This window comes from Kitasatospora sp. NPDC059146 (assembly GCF_042786665.1).
Taxonomy (GTDB): Bacteria; Actinomycetota; Actinomycetes; order Streptomycetales; family Streptomycetaceae; genus Kitasatospora.
Genome location: NZ_JBHZCY010000010.1, coordinates 79,622 through 100,970 on the forward strand (window position 1 = coordinate 79,622; position 21,349 = coordinate 100,970).

A 21,349-nucleotide genomic window follows, 5' to 3' on the forward strand; every position below is an offset into this window, starting at 1 on the left:
TGCAGTGGCGACCCCGGGACGGTGGAGGGGTCGGGCGGAGCGCAGCCCGTGCTGCCAGCGCCGACCAGCCACATAAGGACCGGGAGAGAAGAGCGAAGGTGTCCCCGAGCAGCGAGACCGCGCACGGACAGCGACTCGTCATTGTCGAGTCGCCGGCCAAGGCGAAGACGATCAAGGGCTACCTGGGCCCCGGCTACATCGTCGAGGCGAGCGTCGGGCACATCCGCGACCTGCCCAGCACCGCGGCCGAGGTGCCGGACAAGTACACCGGCGAGGTGCGCCGCCTCGGAGTGGACGTCGATCACGACTTCGCTCCGATCTACGTGGTCAACGCGGACAAGAAGTCCCAGGTCAGCAAGTTGAAGTCGCTCCTGGCGGAGTCCGACGAACTCTTCCTGGCCACCGATGAGGACCGCGAGGGCGAGGCCATCGCGTGGCACCTCCAGCAGGTCCTCAAGCCCAAGGTGCCGGTGCACCGGATGGTGTTCCACGAGATCACCAAGACGGCGATCCAGGAGGCCGTGGCCAACCCGCGCGAGCTGAACCAGCGCCTGGTCGACGCCCAGGAGACCCGCCGCATCCTCGACCGCCTCTACGGCTTCGAGGTCTCGCCGGTGCTGTGGAAGAAGGTCATGCCGAAGCTGTCGGCGGGCCGGGTGCAGTCCGTGGCGACCCGTCTGGTGGTCGAGCGCGAGCGTGAGCGGATGGCCTTCCACACCGCCTCGTACTGGGACCTGGTCGGCACCTTCGGCACCGGCCGCACCCCGGCCGACGCCGCCAACCCGGAGACCTTCGGCGCCCGGCTGGCCTCGGTCGACGGCAAGCGGATCGCCAGCGGCCGCGACTTCGGTTCGGACGGCCGGCTCAAGGCCGGCAGCACCAACACCCTGCACCTGGACGAGCAGGCCGCGCGTCAGCTGGCCGCCGCCCTGGAGCAGACCGCGTTCAGCGTCCGCAGCGTCGAGTCCAAGCCGTACCGCCGCTCGCCGTACGCGCCGTTCCGCACCACCACGCTCCAGCAGGAGGCCAGCCGCAAGCTGGGCTTCGGTGCCAAGCGGACCATGCAGGTGGCCCAGAAGCTGTACGAGAACGGCTTCATCACCTACATGCGCACCGACTCGACCACGCTGTCGGAGACGGCCGTCACCGCCGCCCGCGCGCAGGTCACCCAGCTGTACGGCGCCGACTACCTGCCGGACGCCCCGCGCACCTACGCCAGCAAGGTCAAGAACGCCCAGGAGGCGCACGAGGCCGTCCGCCCCTCCGGCGACCGCTTCCGCACCCCCGCCGAGACCGGTCTGAGCGGCGACGACTTCCGGCTGTACGAGCTGATCTGGATGCGCACCGTCGCCTCCCAGATGAAGGACGCGGTCGGCCAGTCCGTCACCGTCCGGGTCGGTGGCGCCTCCGCCGACGGGCGGGACGTCGAGTTCTCCGCCTCCGGCAAGATCATCACCTTCCACGGCTTCCTCAAGGCCTACGTCGAGGGCGCCGACGACCCGAACGCCGAGCTCGACGACCGCGAGCGCCGGCTGCCGCAGGTCGCCCAGGGCGACCCGCTGGCCGCCGAGCGGATCACCCCGGAGGGCCACGCCACCAAGCCGCCGGCCCGCTACACCGAGGCCTCGCTGGTCAAGGAGCTGGAGGACCGCGAGATCGGCCGCCCCTCCACCTACGCGTCGATCATCGACACGATCATCCAGCGCCGGTACGTGTTCAAGAAGGGCACGGCGCTCGTCCCGTCCTTCCTCTCCTTCGCCGTGGTCAACCTGCTGGAGAAGCACTTCGGCCGGCTGGTCGACTACGACTTCACCGCGAGGATGGAGGACGACCTCGACCGGATCGCCGCCGGTGAGGCGAAGTCCGTGCCGTGGCTCAAGCGCTTCTACTTCGGTGAGGGCGAGGGCGCGGCCGGCGGTGCCGCCGAGGCCGGCAACGGCGACGGCGACCACCTGGGCGGCCTGAAGGAACTGGTCACCGACCTCGGCGCGATCGACGCCCGGGAGATCAGCTCGTTCCGGATCAGCGACGACATCACCCTGCGGGTCGGCCGCTACGGCCCGTACGTCGAGCGCGCCTCCGCCGTCGAGGGCGAGCCCGGCCAGCGCGCCGACATCCCGGACGAGCTGCCGCCGGACGAGCTGACCGTCGAGCTGGCCGAGGAGCTGCTGGCCAAGCCCAGCGGCGACTTCGAGCTCGGCCCGGACCCGGTCAGCGGCAACATGCTGGTCGCCAAGGACGGCCGCTACGGCCCGTACGTGACCGAGATCCTGCCCGAGGGCACGCCCAAGACCGGCAAGAACGCCGTCAAGCCGCGCACCGCCTCGCTGTTCAAGACCATGGCGCTGGACACCGTCACCCTGGAGGACGCGCTGCGGCTGCTCTCGCTGCCGCGCGTGGTCGGCACCGACGCCGAGGGCGCCGAGATCACCGCGCAGAACGGCCGCTACGGCCCGTACCTCAAGCGCGGCACCGACTCGCGCTCGCTCACCAGCGAGGACCAGCTCTTCACCATCACCCTCGACGAGGCGCTGGCGATCTACGCCCAGCCCAAGCAGCGCGGTCGCGCCGCGGCCGCCCCGCCGCTCAAGGAGCTGGGCACCGACCCGGTCTCCGAGCGCCCGGTGGTGGTCAAGGACGGCCGCTTCGGCCCGTACGTGACCGACGGCGAGACCAACGCCACGCTGCGCAAGGACGACGAGGTCGAGACCATCACGCCGGAGCGCGGCTACGAGCTGCTCGCCGAGAAGCGGGCGCGCGGGCCGGTGAAGAAGGTGGCGAAGAAGGCCCCGGCGAAGAAGGCCGCGGCGAAGAAGACGACCACCGCCAAGGCGACGGCGACCAAGACCGCCGCCAAGAAGACGGCGGCGAAGAAGACGACCACCACCAAGACGGCGGCGGCGAAGAAGACGGCCGCGAAGAAGACCGCGGCCGCCAAGACCACCGCCACCACCGACGAGGGCTGATCCGACGGGGCTGATCCGTCGGGGCTGATCCGTCGGGCGGCAGCTCGACGGCAGCTCGACGGCGGCACCGGGCCCGTGTCCCCCACCAGGGGGCGCGGGCCCGAGCTCTGTGCGGGGACGGGCCCGAGCTCTGTGCAGGGATCGTCACAGGCCGGTGATGAGGGCGAACCGGAACCCCCTTCGTCTCAATCCGGCAAAGCCCAGCCCGCTACGCTGACCGTATGACGAGCGAGGAGCAGCCCACCCCCAGCGCCGCCCCGGCCGCCGGAGCCACCGGGCCCGACCTGCCCGAGGTCGCGCCCGCCGGCACCCCGGTGGACCGGGCCCGGGCGCTGCTGCGGACCAGGCCCTACCGGCGCCTGTGGACCACCCAGCTGATCGGCGGCACCGCCGACCGGCTCGGGCTGCTGGTGCTGCTCGCGCTCACCGTGATCGCCGTCGCCCAGGGCGGGCAGTTCGGCGACCTGCCGCGCAGCCTCGCCTTCGCCGTGGCGGCCGTCCTCGCCGCCCGGATGGCGGCCACCGGGCTGGTCGGCGTGGCGCTGCTGGAGCCGGTGCACCAGTTGGTCGCCGGCAAGCTCGACCGGCGCTGGACGCTGGTCGGCGCCGACGCGCTGAGCGCCCTGCTGATTGGGCTCGCGCCCTGGTGGACGGTCTGGCTGGGCTCCGGCCCCCGGCCCTCGGGCGGGGCCGGCTACGTGCTGCTCGCCACCGTGTTCCTCACCGGTGCGGCCGAGCGGGTCCGGGGGATCGCCAGGGCCGTCGCCGTCCCCGGCCTGCTGCCGCCGGCCAACCCGTACGCCCCGGCCGCCGAGCGGCGGCCGGCCGCCGCCAACCTGGACACCGTCCGGAGCATCGACCGGTTCACCGGCTGGGTCACCGTGCCGCTCGGCGCCCTCGGCCTGGTCGCGTTCACCCTGGTCAACAACGTCGGTGCGGCGCTCGGCTCGGACTGGCTGCGCGCCCACCAGCTGACCTTCGCGGCGCTCGGCGCGGCCGGCCTGTTCACCGCCGCGGCCGTCCGCGGCCACCTCCAGCAGCTGCCCGGCGGCCCCGTGGCCGTCGCCCCGCACTCGCCGCTGACCGGCCTGCGCGCCCCGACCGACGCGACCCCCGGCCCCGCCCTGGGCAAGGGCCGCACCGGCAGCGCCCCGTACTTCACCTTCGCCGTCGCGGCCGGCTACGCCTCGATGGCGGGCGTCGCCGCCCTGGCGCTGCTCACCGCCGCCGAGCACCGGGCCGGACCGATCGGCTACGGCCTGGTCGTGCTCGCCGCGGCCAGTGCCCCGGCGCTGGGCGCCCGGCTCACCCGGGCCACCCTGCCCTCGCTCTCCCGCCGCCGGCTGCTCGCGCTGGCGTTGCTCGCCGAGGGCGTCGCGCTGATCCTGGCCGGGCTGGTGCTGGACTTCGTGCTGGTCCTGCTGCTCACCGTGCTGGCCGGACTGGCCGCCGGGATCGTCGTCTCCGCCGGGCGGGGCCTGCTCGCCCAGGAGGTCGAGGAGGCCCGGCTGTCCAAGGTCACCGAGCACCTGTACGCGGTGCTGCGGGCCGTGGTCGCCGCCGCGCTGGTCGTCGTCCCGCTGATCGCCGCCGGGTACGGGGACGTCGAGTACGGCACCGTCGAGCCCGGCTCGTTCACCTTCATCCACGGCGGCGGCGCCCTCGCCGTCGCCACCGCGGGGCTGCTCACCCTCGTCCTCGCCGCCGTCGTGCTGCTGCGCACCGACGACCGGCGCGGCACCGTGCCGTTCGGCCGGGACCTGGTCGACGCCGTCCGCGGCGGCAGCGGCCCGGTGCCGCACCGGGGCGCCGGCACCGGCTTCTTCATCGCCCTGGAGGGCGGCGACGGCGCCGGCAAGTCCACCCAGGCCCAGGCACTCGCCGAGTGGATCCGCGGCAAGGGGCACGAGGTCGTGCTCACCCGCGAGCCCGGCGGCAGCCCGGTCGGCCAGCGGCTGCGCGGCCTCGTCCTGGACGTCGGCAACACCGGCCTGTCGCACCGCGCCGAGGCGCTGATCTACGCGGCCGACCGCGCGGAGCACGTCGAGAACGTCATCCGGCCGGCCCTCGCCCGCGGCGCCGTGGTGATCACCGACCGGTACATGGACTCCTCCATCGCCTACCAGGGCGCCGGGCGCGACCTGGCCGCCACCGAGGTCGCCCGGATCTCCCGCTGGGCGACCGGCGGACTGCTGCCCGACCTCACCGTGGTGCTGGACGTCGACCCGACCCGGGCCCGGCAGCGCTTCACCGAGGCGCTCGACCGGCTGGAGTCCGAGCCCACCGAGTTCCACCAGCGGGTCCGGGCCGGCTTCCTCGCCCTCGCGGCCGCCGACCCGGCGCGCTACCTGGTGGTGGACGGCAGCCAGGCCCCCGGCTTCGTCACCACCGCCATCCGCCACCGGCTCGACCGCGAGCTGCCGCTCTCCGAGCAGGAGAAGGCCGCCCGCGCCGAGCAGGAGCGGCTGGCCAAGGAGGAGGCCGAGCGGCGCGCCGCCGAGGAGGCCCGCAGGAAGGCCGAGGAGGAGGCCGCCGAGCGCAAGCGCCAGGAGGTGCTGGCGCAGCTGCGGGCCGAGCAGGCCGAGCAGGAGCGGCTCGCCAAGGAGGAGGCCGAGCGGGTCGCCGCCGAGGCGCGGCGCAAGGCCGAGGAGGAGGCCCGCCGCCGGGCCGAGCAGGAAGCCCGTCGCCGGGCCGAGGAAGAGGCTCGCCGTCGGGCGGAGGAAGAGGTCCGGCTGGCGGCGGAGGCCGCCGAACGGAAGCGGATCGCCGACGAGGCGGCCGCCCAGGCCGAGCTCCAGCGGCAGCGGGAGCTGGCGCGCGAGGAGCAGCGGCGCCGGGCGGAGGAGGCGCTGCAGCGGGCCGAGGAGGCCCGGCTGGCGCAGGCCGCCGCGCTCGCGGCTGCGGCTGCTGCGGCGCAGACGGCTGCGGACCGGGCCGGTGCGGCGGCGACGGCGGAGCTCCGGGCGGTTCGGGACACGCCTCGGGACGAGCCTCGGGACGCGCCTCGGGACACTTCTCGGGACGCGGCGGGCGGCCTCGGCGACGAGGCGACGCGGGAGCTGACGCCGCAGGACCGGCAGGCGGCCGTCCGGGCGGCTGAGGCCGCTGAGGCTGCGAAGGCCGGGAGGGCGGCTGAGGCTGTTGAGGCGACCACCCGGCTGCCGAAGGTGCCGGCCGTCGACGAGACCGCGGTGCTGCCGAAGGTGCCGGCGGTGGACGAGACGGCCGTGCTGCCGAGGGTTCCCGCCGTGGACGAGACGGCGGTGCTGCCACGGGTCGGTCCGGGGCGTCCCGGCGAGCCGGTGGACAGTACCCGTGAGCTGCCGGTGGTTCCGCAGGCTGGCGAGTCACAGTCCGGCGAGCCGCAGTCCACCGCCGAGCGGCCGAGGCCGGACTGGGCCGAGGAGACGCCGATGGACGACCTGCCGAGCCTCACCGACACGCTGCTCGGCTCGCGGGACGAGTGGGCGCACTGGGAGCACGGCGGAGACCGGGCCGACCCCGGCCGCGGTGGCGGGGACGACCGCGGCGAGGACGGCGGCAAGGGCAAGGACAAGGGCAAGAGCCGCCGCTGGGGCCGACGCAGCTGAGCAGCGCTGGCCGGGAGGTCCGACGGCCGGTTGGAGGACGGGCGGTGTCGCACCGGGGGAGCCCCGGGGTGGCACCGCCCGTCGTCGTACCCGGGGCGCGCGGCTGTCGGCCGTGGGTTCGGCCGTGAGTTCGGCTGTGAGTTCGGCCGTGGGCTCGGCGGGGGTGCGGGGCGGGGCGGCGGCGGTTCGGCCGTCGTTCGCGGCCCGGTGCGCCTCGGACGGAGCAGTGGCTGTCGGAGCGGAGACGTATGCTCGACGGCGGGGAATCGGCGCCTGGCGCGCTGCCGTACGGAGCTTGGGAGCAGCAGTGGCCGTCTGGGACGACCTGGTGGGCCAGGATCGGGTGGTCGAACAGCTGACCGCCGCGGCCCGGGCGGCCGGGGCGACGGTCGAGGCCGGTCGCGGCGCCGCCGCCGACCAGGGCGGGAACGCCTCCCTGATGACGCACGCCTGGCTGTTCACCGGCCCGCCCGGCGCCGGGCAGGTCACCGCCGCGCGCGCCTTCGCCGCCGCCCTCCAGTGCACCAGCCCCGACCTCGCGTTGGGCGGCACGCCCGGCTGCGGCTTCTGCGACGGCTGCCACACCGTGCTGGCCGGCAGCCACGCCGACGTCAAGTACGTGCGGACGGACGGCCTGTCCATCGGCGTCGGCGACATGCGCGACCTGGTCCTGCGCGCCTCCAGCTACCCGACCGGCGGCCGCTGGTCGGTGATCCTGGTGGACGCCGCCCACCGGCTCACCGAGGCCGCCGCCAACGCGCTGCTCAAGGGCGTGGAGGAGCCCTCCCCGCGCACCGTCTGGCTGCTGTGCGCCCCCTCCGTCCAGGACGTGCTGCCGACCATCCGCTCGCGCTGCCGCCTGCTGGTGCTGCGCACGCCCGCCGCCGAGGCGGTCGCCGACATGCTGGTCGGCCGTGACGGCGTCGACCCGGAGACCGCCCGGCTCGCCGCGCTCGCCGGCCAGGGCGACATCGAACGCACCCGCCGCCTCGCCGTGGACGAGCAGGCCCGCACCCGCCGGGCCGAGGTGCTGCGGATCCCGCTGGAGGTCGCCGACATCGGCGGCTGCCTGACCGCTGCCCAGCGCCTGGTCGACACCGCCAAGGCGGACGCCGAGGCCCTCGCCGAGACCCAGGACACCAAGGAGACCGACGACCTCAAGGCCGCCTACGGCGCCGCCGAGGGCAGCAAGGCGCCGCGCGGCATGGCCGGGGCCGTCAAGGAGCTGGAGAAGCGGCAGAAGAGCCGGGCCACCCGCACCCGCCGGGAGACGCTCGGGGTCGCGCTGCTCGACCTGCTCGGGTTCTACCGGGACGTGCTGGCGATCCAGCTCGGCTCCACCGGTGTGCTCGCCAACGAGGACCAGCGGCAGGCGCTCGACCGGGTCGCCCGGGACGGGACGGCCGAGAACACCCTGCGCCGGATCGAGGCGGTGCTCGCCTGCCGGGTGGCGCTGGACCGCAACGTGGACCCGCTGCTCGCGGTCGAGGCGATGACGATGGCGCTGCGGGCGGGCTGAGGGGCGTCCCGGTCCGGGGGCGGTTGGGCGGCTGTCGGGTTGTCGGCTCGTCAGGTCGTCAGCCGGTGTGGCTCTGCGGCCGTGCGGACGGCGGTGGGGCAGGGGCCGTACGCCGCCCGGAGGTGCCGGGGGTCGGTCCGGCGTCCCACCTTCGAGTGAACGGGCGATACTCGCCGGGCACACCCGCGTGTGACGGCGTGCCCGTTGTGCACGCTGGGGGCCGACTGTGCCCCGGCCGTACCCCGGTCCTCCCCGTCGGGAGGGCCCGCCGCCGGAGCGGTCGCCCCCCGCACGGCACCGGGTCCGGTCCGGCGCCGGCCCTCGTCCCGAGGTGGTGCGTTCCGTGGTTCGTCCGCTCCTCGTCATTCCCCTGCTGGCTGCCGCCATCGGCGGACTCTGGCTGGCGCGCGGTGCGCTCCAGCGCTGGCGCGACCTGCAGTCCGCCGCGACCTACGAACTGGCGGGCGACCGGTGGCCGATGCTGGTCCGGGCGGGAGGGGCGATGGTCTGCGGGGTGTGCGTCACCGCGTTGACGCTGCTCACCGCGCTCGGGGCGTTCGGTGGTCTCGGGCACGGCCCGTCCTCGACGGACCGGACCGAGTCGGCTGTCGACGCGGCCGCGGCCGGGGCCTGGTCGGGCTCCGCGCCGGGGACGGCGGGCCGGCAGCAGGCGGCGCCGCCCGTCGCCACCGAGCCGGCCGCGGGTGCGGCGGGTGCGTCGGGTGCGGCAGGTGCGGCGGGTGCGGGTGCGGCGGGTGCCTCGGCGTCGGCGGCCGCCCCCGCCGTGGTCAGCCGCTTCGACAGCGTGGGGCACCCGGGCGGCGGCGAACTGCTGCAGTCCGCCGTGCTCGGCCCCGACGGGAAGCCGCGCAACGTCCGGGTCTGGCTGCCCGCGCAGTACGCCAAGGAGCCCAACGCGCGCTTCCCGGTCGTCGTGATGCACGCCGCCACCCCGGGCAAGACCGCCGACGCCGAGGTCCCGGACGTCTTCGAGGGCGTTGGCGCCGCCCTGCAGGCCGGCCGCGCCCGTCCGTTCATCCTGGTCGCCCCCGAGGCGCCGAACGGCACCGCGCACCCCTGCGAACTGGTCGCCGCCGCCCCGGCCGCCGTCGCCGACGACGCGGCCCTGCGCACCACCATCGCCGCCTCCTTCCGCACCCTCCAGCCCGGCCCGGCCTCCTGGGGCACCCTCGGGGTCGACGGCGGCGCGCCGTGCGCCGCCGCGGCCGGGCTCTCCCGCCCGGACCTGTACGGCGCCGCCGCGGCCGTCTCCGGCCGCTACGACACCGCCGCGCTCACCCAGACCGGCGCCGAGGCCCCGACGGGCAGCTCGGCCAAGCTGCTGCTCGCCGCCGCCAAGGGCGACGCCGCCGGGCTCGACGCGGCCCGCAAGCTGCAGGCCTCGCTCAAGGCCGCTCCGGGCCCGGCGGCCAAGGCCGAGGTGCGGATCTCGGACAACGTGCAGGACTACTCGGCGGACCGGGAGCGGCTGCGACTGGTCCGTCAGGCGGCACAGTTCCTGGCCGAGGCGCTGGCCAAGGCTTCCTGAGCGACGCTGGTGGAGGCGTCGTGAGCGCCGGCCGAGCCGGCGTTACGCTGCCCGGTGCCCGGGGTGGGTACCGGGCAGCGGTGTTCCTTCGTTCCCGTGCGTTTCTCGGACTGGTGGGTTGGGAGGAGACGGATGAGGGGCTTCGCGCGGTTGCGGGCGGTCGCGGTGGTGCTCGCGGTCGGGCTGCTGGCGGCCTCGGCGGGCGGGTGCGGCCGGGGTTCCTCGGTGCCCGCGGGTGGGTCCGGCGCGTCCGGTGTGTCCGGACAGGCCTCCTCCGACTCGACGGCTGCGGGGACGGCTGCGGGGGCGGACGCGGGTACGGGCGCGGGCTCGGACGCGGGTGCGGGTGCGCGGCCCGGTGGTGGTGACGGTGACGGTGCCGGCGTCGGGGCCACCCCCTTGGAGCCGCTGCCCGCCGCCGTCCCCGCCGCGCTCGCGCCGTACTACGCCCAGCACCCGGCCTGGCAGTCGTGCGACGGCGGTTTCGAGTGCGCCACCTTCCGGGTCCCGATGGACTACGACCACCCCGGTGACGGTGAGCTCACCCTCGCGGCCGCCCGCGCCGCCGCCCTGCCCGACGACCCCGGCGGCGCCGGCGCCGCCGGCGACACCCCCCGGGCGGGCTCGCTGCTGCTCAACCCGGGCGGCCCCGGCGGCTCGGCGGTCGAGTACCTGGAGGCCGTCGCCGGGACGTACGACCGCACGGTGCGCGCCCGGTACGACCTGGTCGGCCTCGACCCGCGGGGGGTCGGCCGCAGCAACCCGGTCAGCTGCCTGAACGGCGAGCGGATGGACGCCTTCACCGCCGCCGACCTGGCTCCCGGCGACCAGGGGGCGGTCGACGCGCTGGTCGCCGTCGACAAGGAGTTCGCCGAGGGCTGCCGCAGGCAGGCCGGGACCGCGCTCGGCCACCTCAGCACCGTCGAGTCCGCCCGCGACATGGACGTGCTGCGCGCCCTGCTCGGCGACGAGCGGCTCAACTTCGTCGGAAAGTCGTACGGCACCTTCCTCGGCGCCACCTACGCGGGCCTGTTCCCGACCCGGGTCGGGCGGGTGGTGCTGGACGGCGCCATGGACCCGGCGCTCGACTCCGTCACCGGCAACCGCACCCAGGCCGGCGGCTTCGAGACCGCCTGGACCGCCTTCGCCGAGGACTGCGCCAAGCGCGAGGACTGCCCGCTCGGCCGCACCGGACAGCAGGTCGGCGACCAGCTCACCGCCCTGCTCGCGACCGTCCACGCCCACCCGCTGCCCAGCACCGACAACGGGCGCCGGCTCACCGAGGCCCAGGCCACCACCGGCGTCGTCCAGGCCATGTACGCCGAGTTCCTCTGGCCCAAGCTGCGCACCGCGCTCACCGACGCCAGGGCCGGCGACGGCACCGGGCTGCTCAAGCTCTCCGACGCCTACTACGGGCGCGAGGCGGACGGCTCCTACCCCAACCTGATGTTCGCCAACACGGCGGTCAACTGCCTCGACCTGCCCGCGCCGTTCCGCTCGCCCGAGGACGTCCAGCGGGCGGTGCCGGACTTCGAACGCGCCTCGCCGCACTTCGGCCGCGACATGGCCTGGATGGCCCTGACCTGCGCCTACTGGCCCGTCCGGGCCACCGGCGCGGCCCACACCATCCGGGCCGCCGGCGCCGCCCCGATCGTCGTCATCGGCACCACCCGCGACCCGGCCACCCCCTACGCGTGGGCCCGCTCCCTCGCCGGACAGCTGGAATCCGGCCGCCTGCTCACCTACGACGGCGACGGCCACACCGCGTACGGGCGGCGCAGCAGCTGCGTCGACGGCGCGGTCAACCGCTTCCTGCTCACCGGGGAGGCGCCGGACCAGGGCAAGCGCTGCGACCGGTAGCCCCGGGTGGCCCCGGGTGGCCCCGGGGAGCCGCCGGCCGGGCCTCCGCTCAGGCGGAGGAGACCGCCAGCTTCGCGGCGAAGCCCGCGAACAGGACGGCGACACCGCTGGTCAGGGTCGCGGACAGGCGCCGGCGGCGACGGAAGGCCGTCGCGAGCGTGGTGCCCGCGAAGATCAGCAGCGAGAGGTACAGCATGCTGAAGGTCTGCAGGATCCCGCCCAGCAGCGCGAAGGAGAGCACCGGCTGCCCGTAGGACGGGTCGACGAACTGGGTGAAGAACGACAGCAGGAACAGGATCGCCTTCGGGTTCAGCAGGCTGATCACCAGCGCCCGCCGGAACGGCCGCTCACCCGCCTCCTCCACCGCCTCCGCACCGCCCGCCGGATCGGCCTCGGCCCGGTGCTCGCGCCACAGCTGGCGGGCCGCCCGCAGCATCCCGAAGCCGATCCACAGCAGGTACGCGGCACCGCCGAACTTCACCACCGCGAACACCGCCGGATTGGCCTTCAACAGCGAGGCCGCCCCCAACGAGGTCAGGCTGATCAACGTGAGGTCGCCGACGAACACCCCCGCCGCGGCCCGGTACCCGGTCCGGACGCCCTTGCGGGCGGCGACCGACAGCACGTACAGCGAGTTGGGGCCGGGCAGCAGAATGATGACGAGGGCGCCGAGGACGTACGTCGCCAGGTCGTTGACACCGAACACGGTGGCTCCGGGAGTGGGGAGGGGGGCTGGCAGGGGGCGCTCATCGTAACGTCGTACCGGCGATCGACCGAAGCGAAAACCGTCCACCCCTCGCCGCACCCCCACCCCGGCCCCACCCCGGCCCCACCGCCCCGGCTACGGATCACCTGCGAACCTGTGTAGACTGACCCGCGTTGCCACCACACGTGGCAGCGGTGCCGCCTTAGCTCAGTTGGCCAGAGCAACGCACTCGTAATGCGTAGGTCATGGGTTCGAATCCCATAGGCGGCTCAGAGAAGGCCCAGGTCACATAGCCCGTGACCTGGGCCTTTTGCCTTTCCGTGACCTTTGATGCCGGGCGCGCGTGAGCGGAAATCGCTTCATGATCGCTCCCGGTGGACGTTCGGTGGACATTCGTGCATCGAGCGTGCACGCCGGTGGACAGCGCGACGTCCCTGCCGGTTCGCGGTCAGTGGGCCTGCCTGTAGGTTCCCCACAGGTATCGTGGCGACCGCCGACATGAGGACAGCGCGGTCGGGTGGGCCGGGTGGACCAGGGGGTGGTGAGCATCGACGTGATCGCTGATCGGTATGAGCTGCTGCAGAACCTCTCGGTCGGAGAGGCTCAAGTCTGGGCCGGCCACGACCGGCTGCTCGACAGGAAGGTCGCACTCAAGCTCACTCGCGCGTCGCGGGCTCATGCTGCTGTTCGAGGTCGCTTTGCCCGCGAGGCCGAAGTGATGATGAAGCTGCACGGCCTCCGCATCCCGGAGGTGTACCAAGTCGGTGCCGCTGCTCGGTGGGATGATGCGCGGGTCGACTACATGGCGATGGAGTATGTCCCTGGAGCCACCGTCGACGCACTCGCGGAGGAGCTGAGGCGGCTGCCAGTATCGCAAGCAGTGGCTCTCGCGGCGTCGACTGCCCAAGTCCTTGAAGGTGTTCACGCGCGAGAGGTTGTCCATCGGGATATCAAGCCGAGCAACTTGATCCTTGATAGGACTGGCGCCGTTACTCTGATCGACTTCGGGATCTCCGTCTGCTCTGGACGTGTGGCAGTCGCCGATCTCCGGGGCGAAGGCATCACTGGCAGTCCGTCCTACATGGCGCCAGAGCAGCTGGCAGATGATCTTGCCGCCCCGAGTGCAGATGTCTACTCTCTCGGCGTTGTGCTATTTCGTCTTCTCACCGGCCAAGTTCCGTTCGAAGCCGAGGTGGCCTCGCCGTTGGAGCTTCTTGAGAAGAAGGTGAACGAGACCCCGAAGCCGCCATCTTCCTACTGCGACGACATTCCAGATGGGCTTGACTCCCTGGTCTTGAGAATGTTGGACAGGCGGCCGGATGCCAGGCCATCGGCGGCGGAGGTGGGAGAAGCACTCGTCCCATTTACGCCCCCAGGGAGTTGGATTCTCTCCGAACGCCTCTATCCGGGGCACGGAACTTCGGCCCTCGAAGTACGAGCCCCCATCCAGGATGAGACATTCACGCGAACCCGGCCCGTAGGCGGTGCTGCAGACGCCCCCCTAGTAAGCTCGGCCCCTCTCTCCTCGCTTGGGATCACGGGGCAGGGCGAGTTGAGGAGACTGCAGGACCTTCGCCGTAAAGCATTGCTCCTACGGCAGAGCAGCCGGAAAGATCTCCGTGACGATTCCGAGTCGTTCGCCGGCCAGATAATTGAAAGCGAAGAAATCGAGGCGGCGCACAGCAGCATCGATGGCGCACTCGCGCGGCTATTTGTGCGCTTGGGTCCTCCGCCCGAGCCGACAAACAATCTTTTTGCCAATCTTGGGTCCGATGGTGGAGGGGCGCAGAAGTGACTGGCTCGGTCGAGAAGCAGCCGCCAGAGGACCTTATGGTGAGCGCGGGGCTGGAGATCGCGGCGCGGTGGGGTGAGGCAGTAGGGCCTGAGAAGCTTGAGCTAGCCCTGCAAGCCCTTGAGCCTCAGCTCAAGCGCGAACATGAAGCTCGCATGAAGAGAATGGACGATATCCGCGCACGCGAGGAGCGGCGTGCCGCAGCAGAGGATGCTGAGGCGAAACGTTCTGCGGCACTGGAAAAGACGAAAGCTGAACTCGCACTCCGCGATTCGGATCGTCGACGGGCTCATATCTATCGAATGAGCGGGATGATCTCGGGTGTCGTTATCTCCCTGTCATTGCTGGGTGCTGCAGTCGTGGTAGCTCCGGCTCAGCCATGGCTTGCTTCGGCGCTTTCCGGGCCGAGTCTTATTGCCTTGGCGAAAATTTTCGTGCTACGTCGCAGTGAGCCTGTGGATATTCAGGAGGCCGGTCGTACGGCCAGGAAGTCGGCCTCAAGCTCGAATCAGCCGCCCCCTTCGATCTGACCCTCCTAGGGCACTGGAGCCGGCGGTCATCGCCGACCCTCAGCGGTTCAGCCCTGTGGCGCTCGGAGCCCTGGTCAGCATGTGGCTGACCGGGGCTCCGTACAGTTTGAGGCTCAGGCCGAGTGCTCGTCTTGTGCGACCTCGGTATCCGCTGGCTTCTTCGGAGGAGCCAGCCTCGGGAGGCGCCGAGGCTTCAGCTGGCCGTCGTCGGTGACCACCGCGAGCGGGCGGCGGCCGTGAGGGACGAGCTGGACGACCTTCTCGGCGGCGTCCTTCGCCAGATCGTCCAGGACGGTCTGGTAGGTGTCGCGGGTGATCCGGGTGTCCGAGTGGCCGAGAGTCTCGGAGACGACCTTGATGTCGACCCCGGCGGCGAGCATGAGCGTCGCGGCGACGTGGCGAAGGTCGTGTAGGCGGATCGGAGGCAGGCCGGCGGCTTCGACGAGGCGCTCGAACAAGTCGGACATCTTGCCCGGGTGGATGATCGAGCCGTCTTCGTTGGTGAAGACGCGGCCGGTGTCCTGCCAGGCGTCGCCCCACTCCAGCTTCTCCTGCTGCTGACGTTCCCACTGGAGGTCGAGGAGCTGGTCCGTCTCGTCGTCGAGCGCGAGCCAGCGGACGCCAGAGCTGGTCTTTGGGGCGCCTTCGTAGACGTCCCAGCCGTCCTGGATGAGCTGGGTCGCGACAGCGATGGCCTTCGCCGCCTTATTGCGGTCCTCCCAGCGGAGGCCGCAGGTCTCGCCGCGCCGGGTGCCTCGGAAGGCGATGGTGCGGTAGTAGAGGTAGAAGCGGTGCTCGGCGACGAAGTCGAGGAAGTCAGCAGTCTGGTCCGGAGTCCAGACCATGACGGGGCTCGGCCGCTCGCCCGTCTCCTTCCACCGAGCGATCCGCTCGGCGGTCCAGACGAGGGCCTTCGGCTTAGTGCCGGGAAGCAGCTCGACGTGTGCCGCCGGGTTGAAGGGCGGCATCTCCTGCTGGGCGATGGCCACGTTGATGGCCGCGCGCAGGGTGTCCCGGATATGGGGCTGGGTGTTGAGGCCGGTAGGGCGCCGGAAGGGCGGCATCTGGTCGAGCTGGGCCTTGAGCCACCTGCGCCGGGCCCGGTTCTCTGCGCCCTTCCACGGGGTGGCGTCCAGCTCCGCCTTGACCGCGCGGCGCTGCTCGTTCTGCTCCTGGACCTCGATGTTCCGCTCGTTGATGTCGTCGAACATCTTGCTGACGTGGTGGACCCGGAGCTTGTCGAGCCGGAGGAGGCCGAGGTGGGGCTTGAGGTGGTTGCGGATATCGCAGTCGTAGCGCTTCCAGCCGCCCCGGCTGAGCCGCTTGCGGCTGTCGAGCCAGGTATCGAGCCACTCCGCTACGGTGATCTTGGTGTTGAGAGGCTGGCCCGTGGCGATCCGGCGGCGGACTTCGTCGTAGTCCGGGACCGGGGCCTTCTCCTTGAGGCAGTTCTCCAGGAGGTCACTCAGCTGGAGCTTGGCCCAGGCGTCGTCCTCTTCGGGTATCGCGAGGAGGGCGCGGACCTTGTCGAGCTCTTCCTGCGCCTTGGTGGAGCTCTCGAAGCCGCCCCGGCGGAAGCGGCGACGGCGGCCTTCCTGGTCGGGCTCCAGCTCCTGGAAGACCGTCCAGACGCCGTGGCGGCGGGACGACTTGAGTTTGGGGCAGGCGGCCCCGTACTCCTTGCCGGTACCGGGATCAACGCACCGGCACCGGCGGGAGATCGTGCCGTTCTTCACTCTCTGTCCTCTACGTGTGCTTCGTCCTCGGCCTGATCGACGACTGCCAGGTCGCCGGGGAGGGCGGGCGGGACGAGACCCCGCTCACGCATCCGCTCCCGGAAGGAGGCCAGCTCCTTGCGGTCGGCGTCCGCGTACTCCTCATAACCAGCGGCCAGCTCCAGAAGGGCGGCCCTGCGATCCGGGGCCGGTGTCGTGCTGGCCGCCCGGCGCCGGTCCGTCGCCAGCGCGGCGGATGCTCTGGCAGCGGCGACGAGGTCGGCGTGCGCCCGGAAGGTGTCGAGCACTTCGCGAGCGCTTCCCGGTGGGGCAGGGTCTGCGGTCGGCGTCTCCCCGGTGAATTGGGCGAGCGCGTCCCAGGTGGATACCGATTGGCCGGGCAACTGCTCGACCGTCTCGGCTGTCCCCAGAGGGAACAGCAGGCTGATCGCGGGTGCGCCGAGAACGTCCGCCAGGACCAGGAAGTCCGTGAGCGTGATACTCGTCCGGCGCCCCGATTCCAGGTTCTTGATCGTCTGGTCGGTGATATCCGGCAGGCCGCGTTCGGCGCAGCCCTCCGCGACGGCCGCCATCGTGAGGCCGGCCGCCTTGCGCGCCTCACGCATGGAGCGCACGACCTGGGCGGTGAACGCCGCCGGCCAAGAGTCTGAGGTCATGCATGCACTTTACGATCGAGAAAAGTGCTGCCGCAACTCCGTGATACAACGATTCGCGTCACACCAGCACGAACCTCGACTAGGAGAGCGTCATGGCTGCACCTTCTTCTGGTGGCATGACCGCCGACGAACTGCTCGCACTTCCGGTAGCCATCGACCTCGACACAGCCAACCGGGCACTCGGGATCGGTCGCTCCACCGGCTACGGACTGGCGAAGGCGGGGGAGTACCCGGTCACGGTTCTGCGGTTGGGCAGTGCCTACCGGGTGGTGACGTCGGAGCTACTGAAGCTGCTCGGCATGGAACGCCACCCCGAGGCCCCGGCTGCGGCCGGTGCCGGGGCGGGGCACGAGCTCTGCGCGTAGGCGGTGAACGCCTCCGGGGCCCCGAACTCGCCGTCCTCTTCCGACTTTCGTTGCCCCCCTGTTCGCTGGTGCAGCCGGGTTCAGGCCAGGCCCTCGGGCTTGTCTCCTCGGTAGATGACGTGCACGTGGAGGTGCTTGGACTCCTGGTAGTCGCCCAAGTTGGTGACCACGCACGCGGCGCCGTGCTCGGCCCGGACCTGGGCGGCGACCTGCCGGACGACCCGCATCACCTCGGTCAGCAGTTCCTCGCCGCCGTCGCCCAAATCTTCGAGCGAGGGGGAGTGCTGCCTCGGGATCACCACGATGTGGACCGGGTAGCTGGGCCTGGTGTGGTGGAAGGCCAAGACCGAGTCCGTCTCCTGGACGGTGTCCACCGCCGTGAGGCCGTTCAGCACCTGCTCGCAGTAGAAGTCGGACATGCTCAGGCTCCGATCAGGTCGAGGTAGTGGGCGACGTACGGCGGCGTCTTGAGCGCGGCGACCTCGGAGAAGGGCACCCAGGCGATGCCCACCCCTTCGTCGCCGAGCCGGATCGCGTCCTTCGGCCCGGTGTACACCGCGTGCAGGACACGGGTCATCGCCGAGACACGCTCGTGGTGGGGGCCGGGCAGCTCCCGGACGTCGGTGATGGTGATCCCGGCTTCCTCGAACACCTCCCGGGTCGCGGTCTCGGGCGGCGTCTCGTCCTCCTCCCGCCACCCGCCGATCGGGGTTCGGTGTCCAGACCAGGCGATGCCCTCCTTCTCATCCCGGTGGTGCACCAGCAGTTCGCCGTCTGGGGTGGTGACGAACACGACGACGCCTTCGAAGTCCTGCTCGGGCGGGGCGGGGCGCTCGATGTAGAGCACCCGGCCGGAGCGGGCGGCGCGCAGCACCTGGAGGTCCTGCCGGTACTCCTCGGGAGTCATGTGGTGGCGCCAGTTGTAGGCCGTCTCGAAGCGGTGCTCGCAGTGCTCGGCCGGGTCGAGGACGATGCGGGCCTGCTGCTCCTCGGTGAGCGTGCCGCCGTCGAAGACCCAGCCGATCGACGGCACGGGGCGGATGTGGTCGGCCTGCTGGTGGATGACGGCGATCAGCCGCTGTCGGCCGACCGGGTTCGGGTTCTCGGCGAGCAGGTCGAGGCCGATCTCCTCGCGGGCCTCGCGCAGTGCGGTGTCGAACGGGGACTCGCCGGGCTCGGAGTTCCCGCCGGGCCAGTCCCAGCGTTCGGTGTCCACGGAGTTGCGCATCCCTAGGACGCGGCCCTCGTGGTCGCGTACCAGGAAGCAGGCCCACGTCATCGGCCGGTCGATCGTGGCCAGGTACCGGCTGGCGGGCGTCCATCCGGCGGCGAGGCGGTGGGTAAGCCAGCCGATCACCTCGCGGTAGCCGTCGCTGGTCGGCGGCAGCTCGTCCGGGCGGAACCAGCCGAAGGCGTCGTGCTCGGAGAGCGTCACCGCGGTCTCGTCCGGGACGGTGCAAGTGAAGACGAACTGGCGGGTCAGGCGGCCCCGGGTGTTGACGAAGTCCAGGGCCCGCACGTACTCGATGTCGGCGCAGTGGATGCCGGTCTCCTCGGCCAGCTCCCGGATCGCACCGTCCCGGGGGTCCTCGCCGTCGTTCAGCCCGCCGGCCGGGTAGTCCCACAGGCCGGGGAGCACGTCGTCCTGCTTGCGGCGCAGCATCAGGATGCGGCCCTGCTGGTCGCGCACCACGGTTCCGGCCGCGAGCTTCTGGACGCCTTCGGCCAGGGCCTGTTGGGCGAGCAGCTTGTACGAGATCACTTCGGGGGGTTCTCCTTGCTGTCGTTCCAGCCGCCCCAGGGGGTGACTTGCTGGTCTGCCAGGGCTTCCGCGATCTGCCAGTGCATCCCGGAGCGGGAGCCCTTAACGAGGACGACGTCTCCGGGTGGAAGGCGCACTGAATGTGTTCGGTGCCGCGGGTCAACAGGTCGTCCCACGCGGTGGCGGCGAACGACTGCCGGTGTCCCGGACGGGTCGGGTGCACTCACTGGCTTCTCCTGCGGGCCGGATCGGCTCGGATCGAGGACGAATGAAAGAGCGGTCAGGCGCTGGCGGTGGTCGGGGTGGCCTGGTGGGGCAGGCGGTCGCCGAGGTCGTACTGGGCGGCCTGGAGGAGATAAGACTCGCGGTAGCGCGTGGCCGGTTCCTGGGCCATCAGCTCGGAGTGGCTCCCCTGTTCTACGAGGCGGCCGTGGTCGAGGACGAAGATGCGGTCGGCCTTGGCGGTGGCGCCGAGGCGGTGGGTGATGAGGACGACGGTGACGCCGAGGGCGGTGAGCTGGCGGATCTGCTCGAACGCCTCGACCTCGGTTTCCGGGTCCATCGCGGACGTCGGCTCGTCGACCACCACGAGGGCGGGGAGCCGGCCGTGGGCGTCGGGCGTGGTCAGGCGCAAGTGGGTGCGGGCGAGGGCGACCTTCTGCCACTGGCCGCCCGAGAGGCCGACGCCGCCCTCGAAGCCTTTGGCGACGAGGGTGTCCCAGCCGCGCGGCAGCTCCTCAACCACCGGGTGAAGGTCGGCGTAGTCGGCGGCGGTCTCCAGCTGCCGCTGATCGCACGCAACTTCGGGGCGGCCGAGGAGCAGGTTGGCGCGCAACGTGAAGGACCAGCGCTGGAAACTCTGGGCCAGCAGGGCGACGCTGCTGAAGAGCTGGTCGCGGTCGGCGGTCGCGGTGTCGATGCCGTCCCACCGGACGCGCCCTTGGTGTGGCTGGTAGACCCCGCACAGAATGTTGGCCAGGGTGGACTTGCCCGAACCGTTGGCTCCCACCAGGGCGATGACCTTGCCCCGGGGGATTGTCAGGGTGACCTTGTCCAGAGCCGGGGTATCGCGGCCATCGTAGGTGAAGGACACGTCCTCGACGGTGATCGTCTCGGGGCGCTCAGGCAGCGGTGTACCGCCGGTGGGGATCGCCCGGCGGTGACCCTCGCGACGCAGCTGGTCGAGGTCGCGGACGAACAGCGACTCCTCGTACAGCTGGTTGATCTGGGAGACGAGGCCGCCGATGCTCGCCGAGCCGGTGCGGATGGCCACCACGGCGGTCCCGGCGGCAGCGAGCGGGATCGCCCCGCTCATGACGAGCGAGCCCAGCAAGGTGAAGGCGCAGACGGTGGCCGCGCCGGCCAGCGTCGCAGAGAGCAGGTCCGTGCGGGCCCGGGCGCCGGCGAGGCGGGACTGCTCCTGCTCGGCCGCGCGGGCCATCTGCTCGTAGTGGTGGAGGATGAACGGCCCGCACGCGTGCACCCGCAGCTCGGCCGCGGAGTACGGGCGGATCAGCATGTCCGCCAGCGCGCTGCTGGCCCGGGAGTGCTGGAGCCAGGCCCGCCTGGAAGCGTAGTGGCGCCGGGCGGTCCGCACAGCACCCCAGCCGCGCGGGGCGGTGATCAGCACCAGCATCGGCAGCAGGGCGGGGTGGAGGACGGACAGAACGCCGGCGGCGGAGACGAGACTGAAGGTGGCGGTTAGGACGGAGGTGGCCTGGCCGATGATGCGCTGCAGCGACATCGCACCCCAGCGGGCGCTGTCCACCTCGGCGAGGAACTCGGAGTCTTCGATCGCCTCCAGCTCGGAACGGCCGACGATGCCCAGGAACTCCATCGTGGCCTGGCGGAAGACCGCCGGTTCCAGCCGCCCGCTGGCCCAGCCCGAGGCCGCGGACAGCACCGAGGACAGGCCCGCAACCGAGCCGACCATCACGATCGCCGGCACAGCGGCCCGCAGCACCTCGGCCACATGGCCAGGGGCGAGCAGCGCGGCCAAAGCGTGGTTGGTGGCGATCAGCGCGAAGGCGGCGGCCAGGCCGCGCATCACCTCGGCGCCGACCAGGGTCAGCAGCGCCGCGCGGTCGGCCTGCCACGCCATCCGTCCGGCCAGGCGAAGGAAGCGCGGCATCTGCCGCGCCACCGCCCAGAACGTCACCTCGCCGCTGGCCATCTCGTGCTTGGCCCAGCCGTAGTCGTAGCGCATCGGCCCGCCGAACAGCAGCTGCTCGCTGTCCGGCACCGGGTCCGTCGAGGTCTTGGGTGCGCTGGTCACATACTCCCTTTCGCAGAGGGGGAACGCGGTGGTCGGGCGCCAG

Annotated in this window: 14 protein-coding genes and 1 tRNA gene; 9 read left to right on the forward strand and 6 right to left on the reverse strand. The window is 72.2% G+C overall.

Annotated elements, in window-relative coordinates; genetic code table 11:
• The first annotated feature begins 98 nt into the window (after positions 1 to 98).
• The 5 genes from topA (at position 99) to ACFXPX_RS06655 (ending at position 11,484) form a co-directional block, all read left to right on the forward strand.
• Positions 99 to 2,966: a type I DNA topoisomerase gene (gene topA, locus ACFXPX_RS06635; protein ID WP_375887564.1), complete on the forward strand. Its 2,868-nt coding sequence runs from the start codon at positions 99 to 101 to the stop codon at positions 2,964 to 2,966.
• 221 nt (positions 2,967 to 3,187) lie between these two features.
• Positions 3,188 to 6,556, forward strand: coding sequence for a dTMP kinase (tmk, locus tag ACFXPX_RS06640; RefSeq protein ID WP_380639824.1), 3,369 nt, complete (start codon positions 3,188 to 3,190; stop codon positions 6,554 to 6,556).
• 307 nt (positions 6,557 to 6,863) lie between these two features.
• Positions 6,864 to 8,075, forward strand: coding sequence for a DNA polymerase III subunit delta' (locus ACFXPX_RS06645; protein WP_375887698.1), 1,212 nt, complete (start codon positions 6,864 to 6,866; stop codon positions 8,073 to 8,075).
• Between the two features lie 343 nt (positions 8,076 to 8,418).
• Entirely contained in the window at positions 8,419 to 9,624 is a 1,206-nt protein-coding gene (locus ACFXPX_RS06650; protein ID WP_380639826.1) for a hypothetical protein, read from the forward strand.
• A 132-nt stretch (positions 9,625 to 9,756) separates the two neighbouring features.
• Positions 9,757 to 11,484, forward strand: coding sequence for an alpha/beta hydrolase (locus tag ACFXPX_RS06655; protein WP_380639828.1), 1,728 nt, complete (start codon positions 9,757 to 9,759; stop codon positions 11,482 to 11,484).
• 49 nt (positions 11,485 to 11,533) lie between these two features.
• Here ACFXPX_RS06655 and leuE read toward each other — a convergent pair whose 3' ends face one another.
• Positions 11,534 to 12,190 (reverse strand): leucine efflux protein LeuE, encoded by a 657-nt coding sequence (gene leuE / locus ACFXPX_RS06660; protein WP_375887555.1) that lies wholly within the window; start codon positions 12,188 to 12,190, stop codon positions 11,534 to 11,536.
• A gap of 196 nt (positions 12,191 to 12,386) precedes the next feature.
• Between leuE and ACFXPX_RS06665 the strand changes: the two genes are divergently transcribed.
• The 3 genes from ACFXPX_RS06665 (at position 12,387) to ACFXPX_RS06675 (ending at position 14,512) form a co-directional block, all read left to right on the forward strand.
• Positions 12,387 to 12,460, forward strand: a tRNA-Thr gene (locus ACFXPX_RS06665).
• Between the two features lie 271 nt (positions 12,461 to 12,731).
• Positions 12,732 to 13,985 carry a serine/threonine-protein kinase gene (locus ACFXPX_RS06670; RefSeq protein ID WP_380639830.1) on the forward strand — a complete coding sequence of 418 codons (1,254 nt, stop codon included), beginning with the start codon at positions 12,732 to 12,734 and terminating at the stop codon, positions 13,983 to 13,985.
• A complete protein-coding gene (locus ACFXPX_RS06675; RefSeq protein WP_380639832.1) occupies positions 13,982 to 14,512 on the forward strand; it encodes a hypothetical protein in 531 nt (176 codons plus the stop codon). The genes ACFXPX_RS06670 and ACFXPX_RS06675 overlap by 4 nt, the downstream gene beginning before the upstream one ends.
• A 113-nt stretch (positions 14,513 to 14,625) precedes the next feature.
• On the opposite strand, the gene ACFXPX_RS06680 is transcribed toward ACFXPX_RS06675, so the two are convergent.
• Together ACFXPX_RS06680 and ACFXPX_RS06685 are read right to left on the reverse strand one after the other, a co-directional pair.
• Positions 14,626 to 16,248 carry a tyrosine-type recombinase/integrase gene (locus ACFXPX_RS06680; protein ID WP_380639834.1) on the reverse strand — a complete coding sequence of 541 codons (1,623 nt, stop codon included), beginning with the start codon at positions 16,246 to 16,248 and terminating at the stop codon, positions 14,626 to 14,628.
• Positions 16,245 to 16,904: a helix-turn-helix transcriptional regulator gene (locus ACFXPX_RS06685; RefSeq protein WP_380639836.1), complete on the reverse strand. Its 660-nt coding sequence runs from the start codon at positions 16,902 to 16,904 to the stop codon at positions 16,245 to 16,247. The genes ACFXPX_RS06680 and ACFXPX_RS06685 overlap by 4 nt, the downstream gene beginning before the upstream one ends.
• Positions 16,905 to 16,996: 92 nt before the next feature.
• Here ACFXPX_RS06685 and ACFXPX_RS06690 point away from each other — a divergent pair, with 92 nt between their 5' ends.
• Complete coding sequence (locus tag ACFXPX_RS06690) at positions 16,997 to 17,269, forward strand: hypothetical protein (RefSeq protein ID WP_380639837.1); 273 nt, start codon at positions 16,997 to 16,999, stop codon at positions 17,267 to 17,269.
• 80 nt (positions 17,270 to 17,349) lie between these two features.
• On the opposite strand, the gene ACFXPX_RS06695 is transcribed toward ACFXPX_RS06690, so the two are convergent.
• From ACFXPX_RS06695 to ACFXPX_RS06705, 3 genes are all read right to left on the reverse strand, one after another.
• Entirely contained in the window at positions 17,350 to 17,688 is a 339-nt protein-coding gene (locus tag ACFXPX_RS06695) for an HIT family protein (RefSeq protein ID WP_380639839.1), read from the reverse strand.
• A gap of 2 nt (positions 17,689 to 17,690) precedes the next feature.
• Positions 17,691 to 19,031, reverse strand: a complete 1,341-nt coding sequence (locus tag ACFXPX_RS06700) for an NUDIX domain-containing protein (protein ID WP_380639841.1) — start codon at positions 19,029 to 19,031, stop codon at positions 17,691 to 17,693.
• 280 nt (positions 19,032 to 19,311) lie between these two features.
• Positions 19,312 to 21,306: an ABC transporter ATP-binding protein gene (locus ACFXPX_RS06705; RefSeq protein ID WP_380639843.1), complete on the reverse strand. Its 1,995-nt coding sequence runs from the start codon at positions 21,304 to 21,306 to the stop codon at positions 19,312 to 19,314.
• Positions 21,307 to 21,349: the final 43 nt, after the last annotated feature.

Bases quoted from the DNA above. Each gene is read 5' to 3' on its own strand.
- ACFXPX_RS06695 (WP_380639839.1), bottom strand. From the start codon at position 17,688: ATGTCCGACTTCTACTGCGAGCAGGTGCTGAACGGCCTCACGGCGGTG.
- ACFXPX_RS06655 (WP_380639828.1), top strand. From the start codon at position 9,757: ATGAGGGGCTTCGCGCGGTTGCGGGCGGTCGCGGTGGTGCTCGCGGTC.
- tmk (WP_380639824.1), top strand. From the start codon at position 3,188: ATGACGAGCGAGGAGCAGCCCACCCCCAGCGCCGCCCCGGCCGCCGGA.
- ACFXPX_RS06685 (WP_380639836.1), bottom strand. From the start codon at position 16,904: ATGACCTCAGACTCTTGGCCGGCGGCGTTCACCGCCCAGGTCGTGCGC.
- ACFXPX_RS06690 (WP_380639837.1), top strand. From the start codon at position 16,997: ATGGCTGCACCTTCTTCTGGTGGCATGACCGCCGACGAACTGCTCGCA.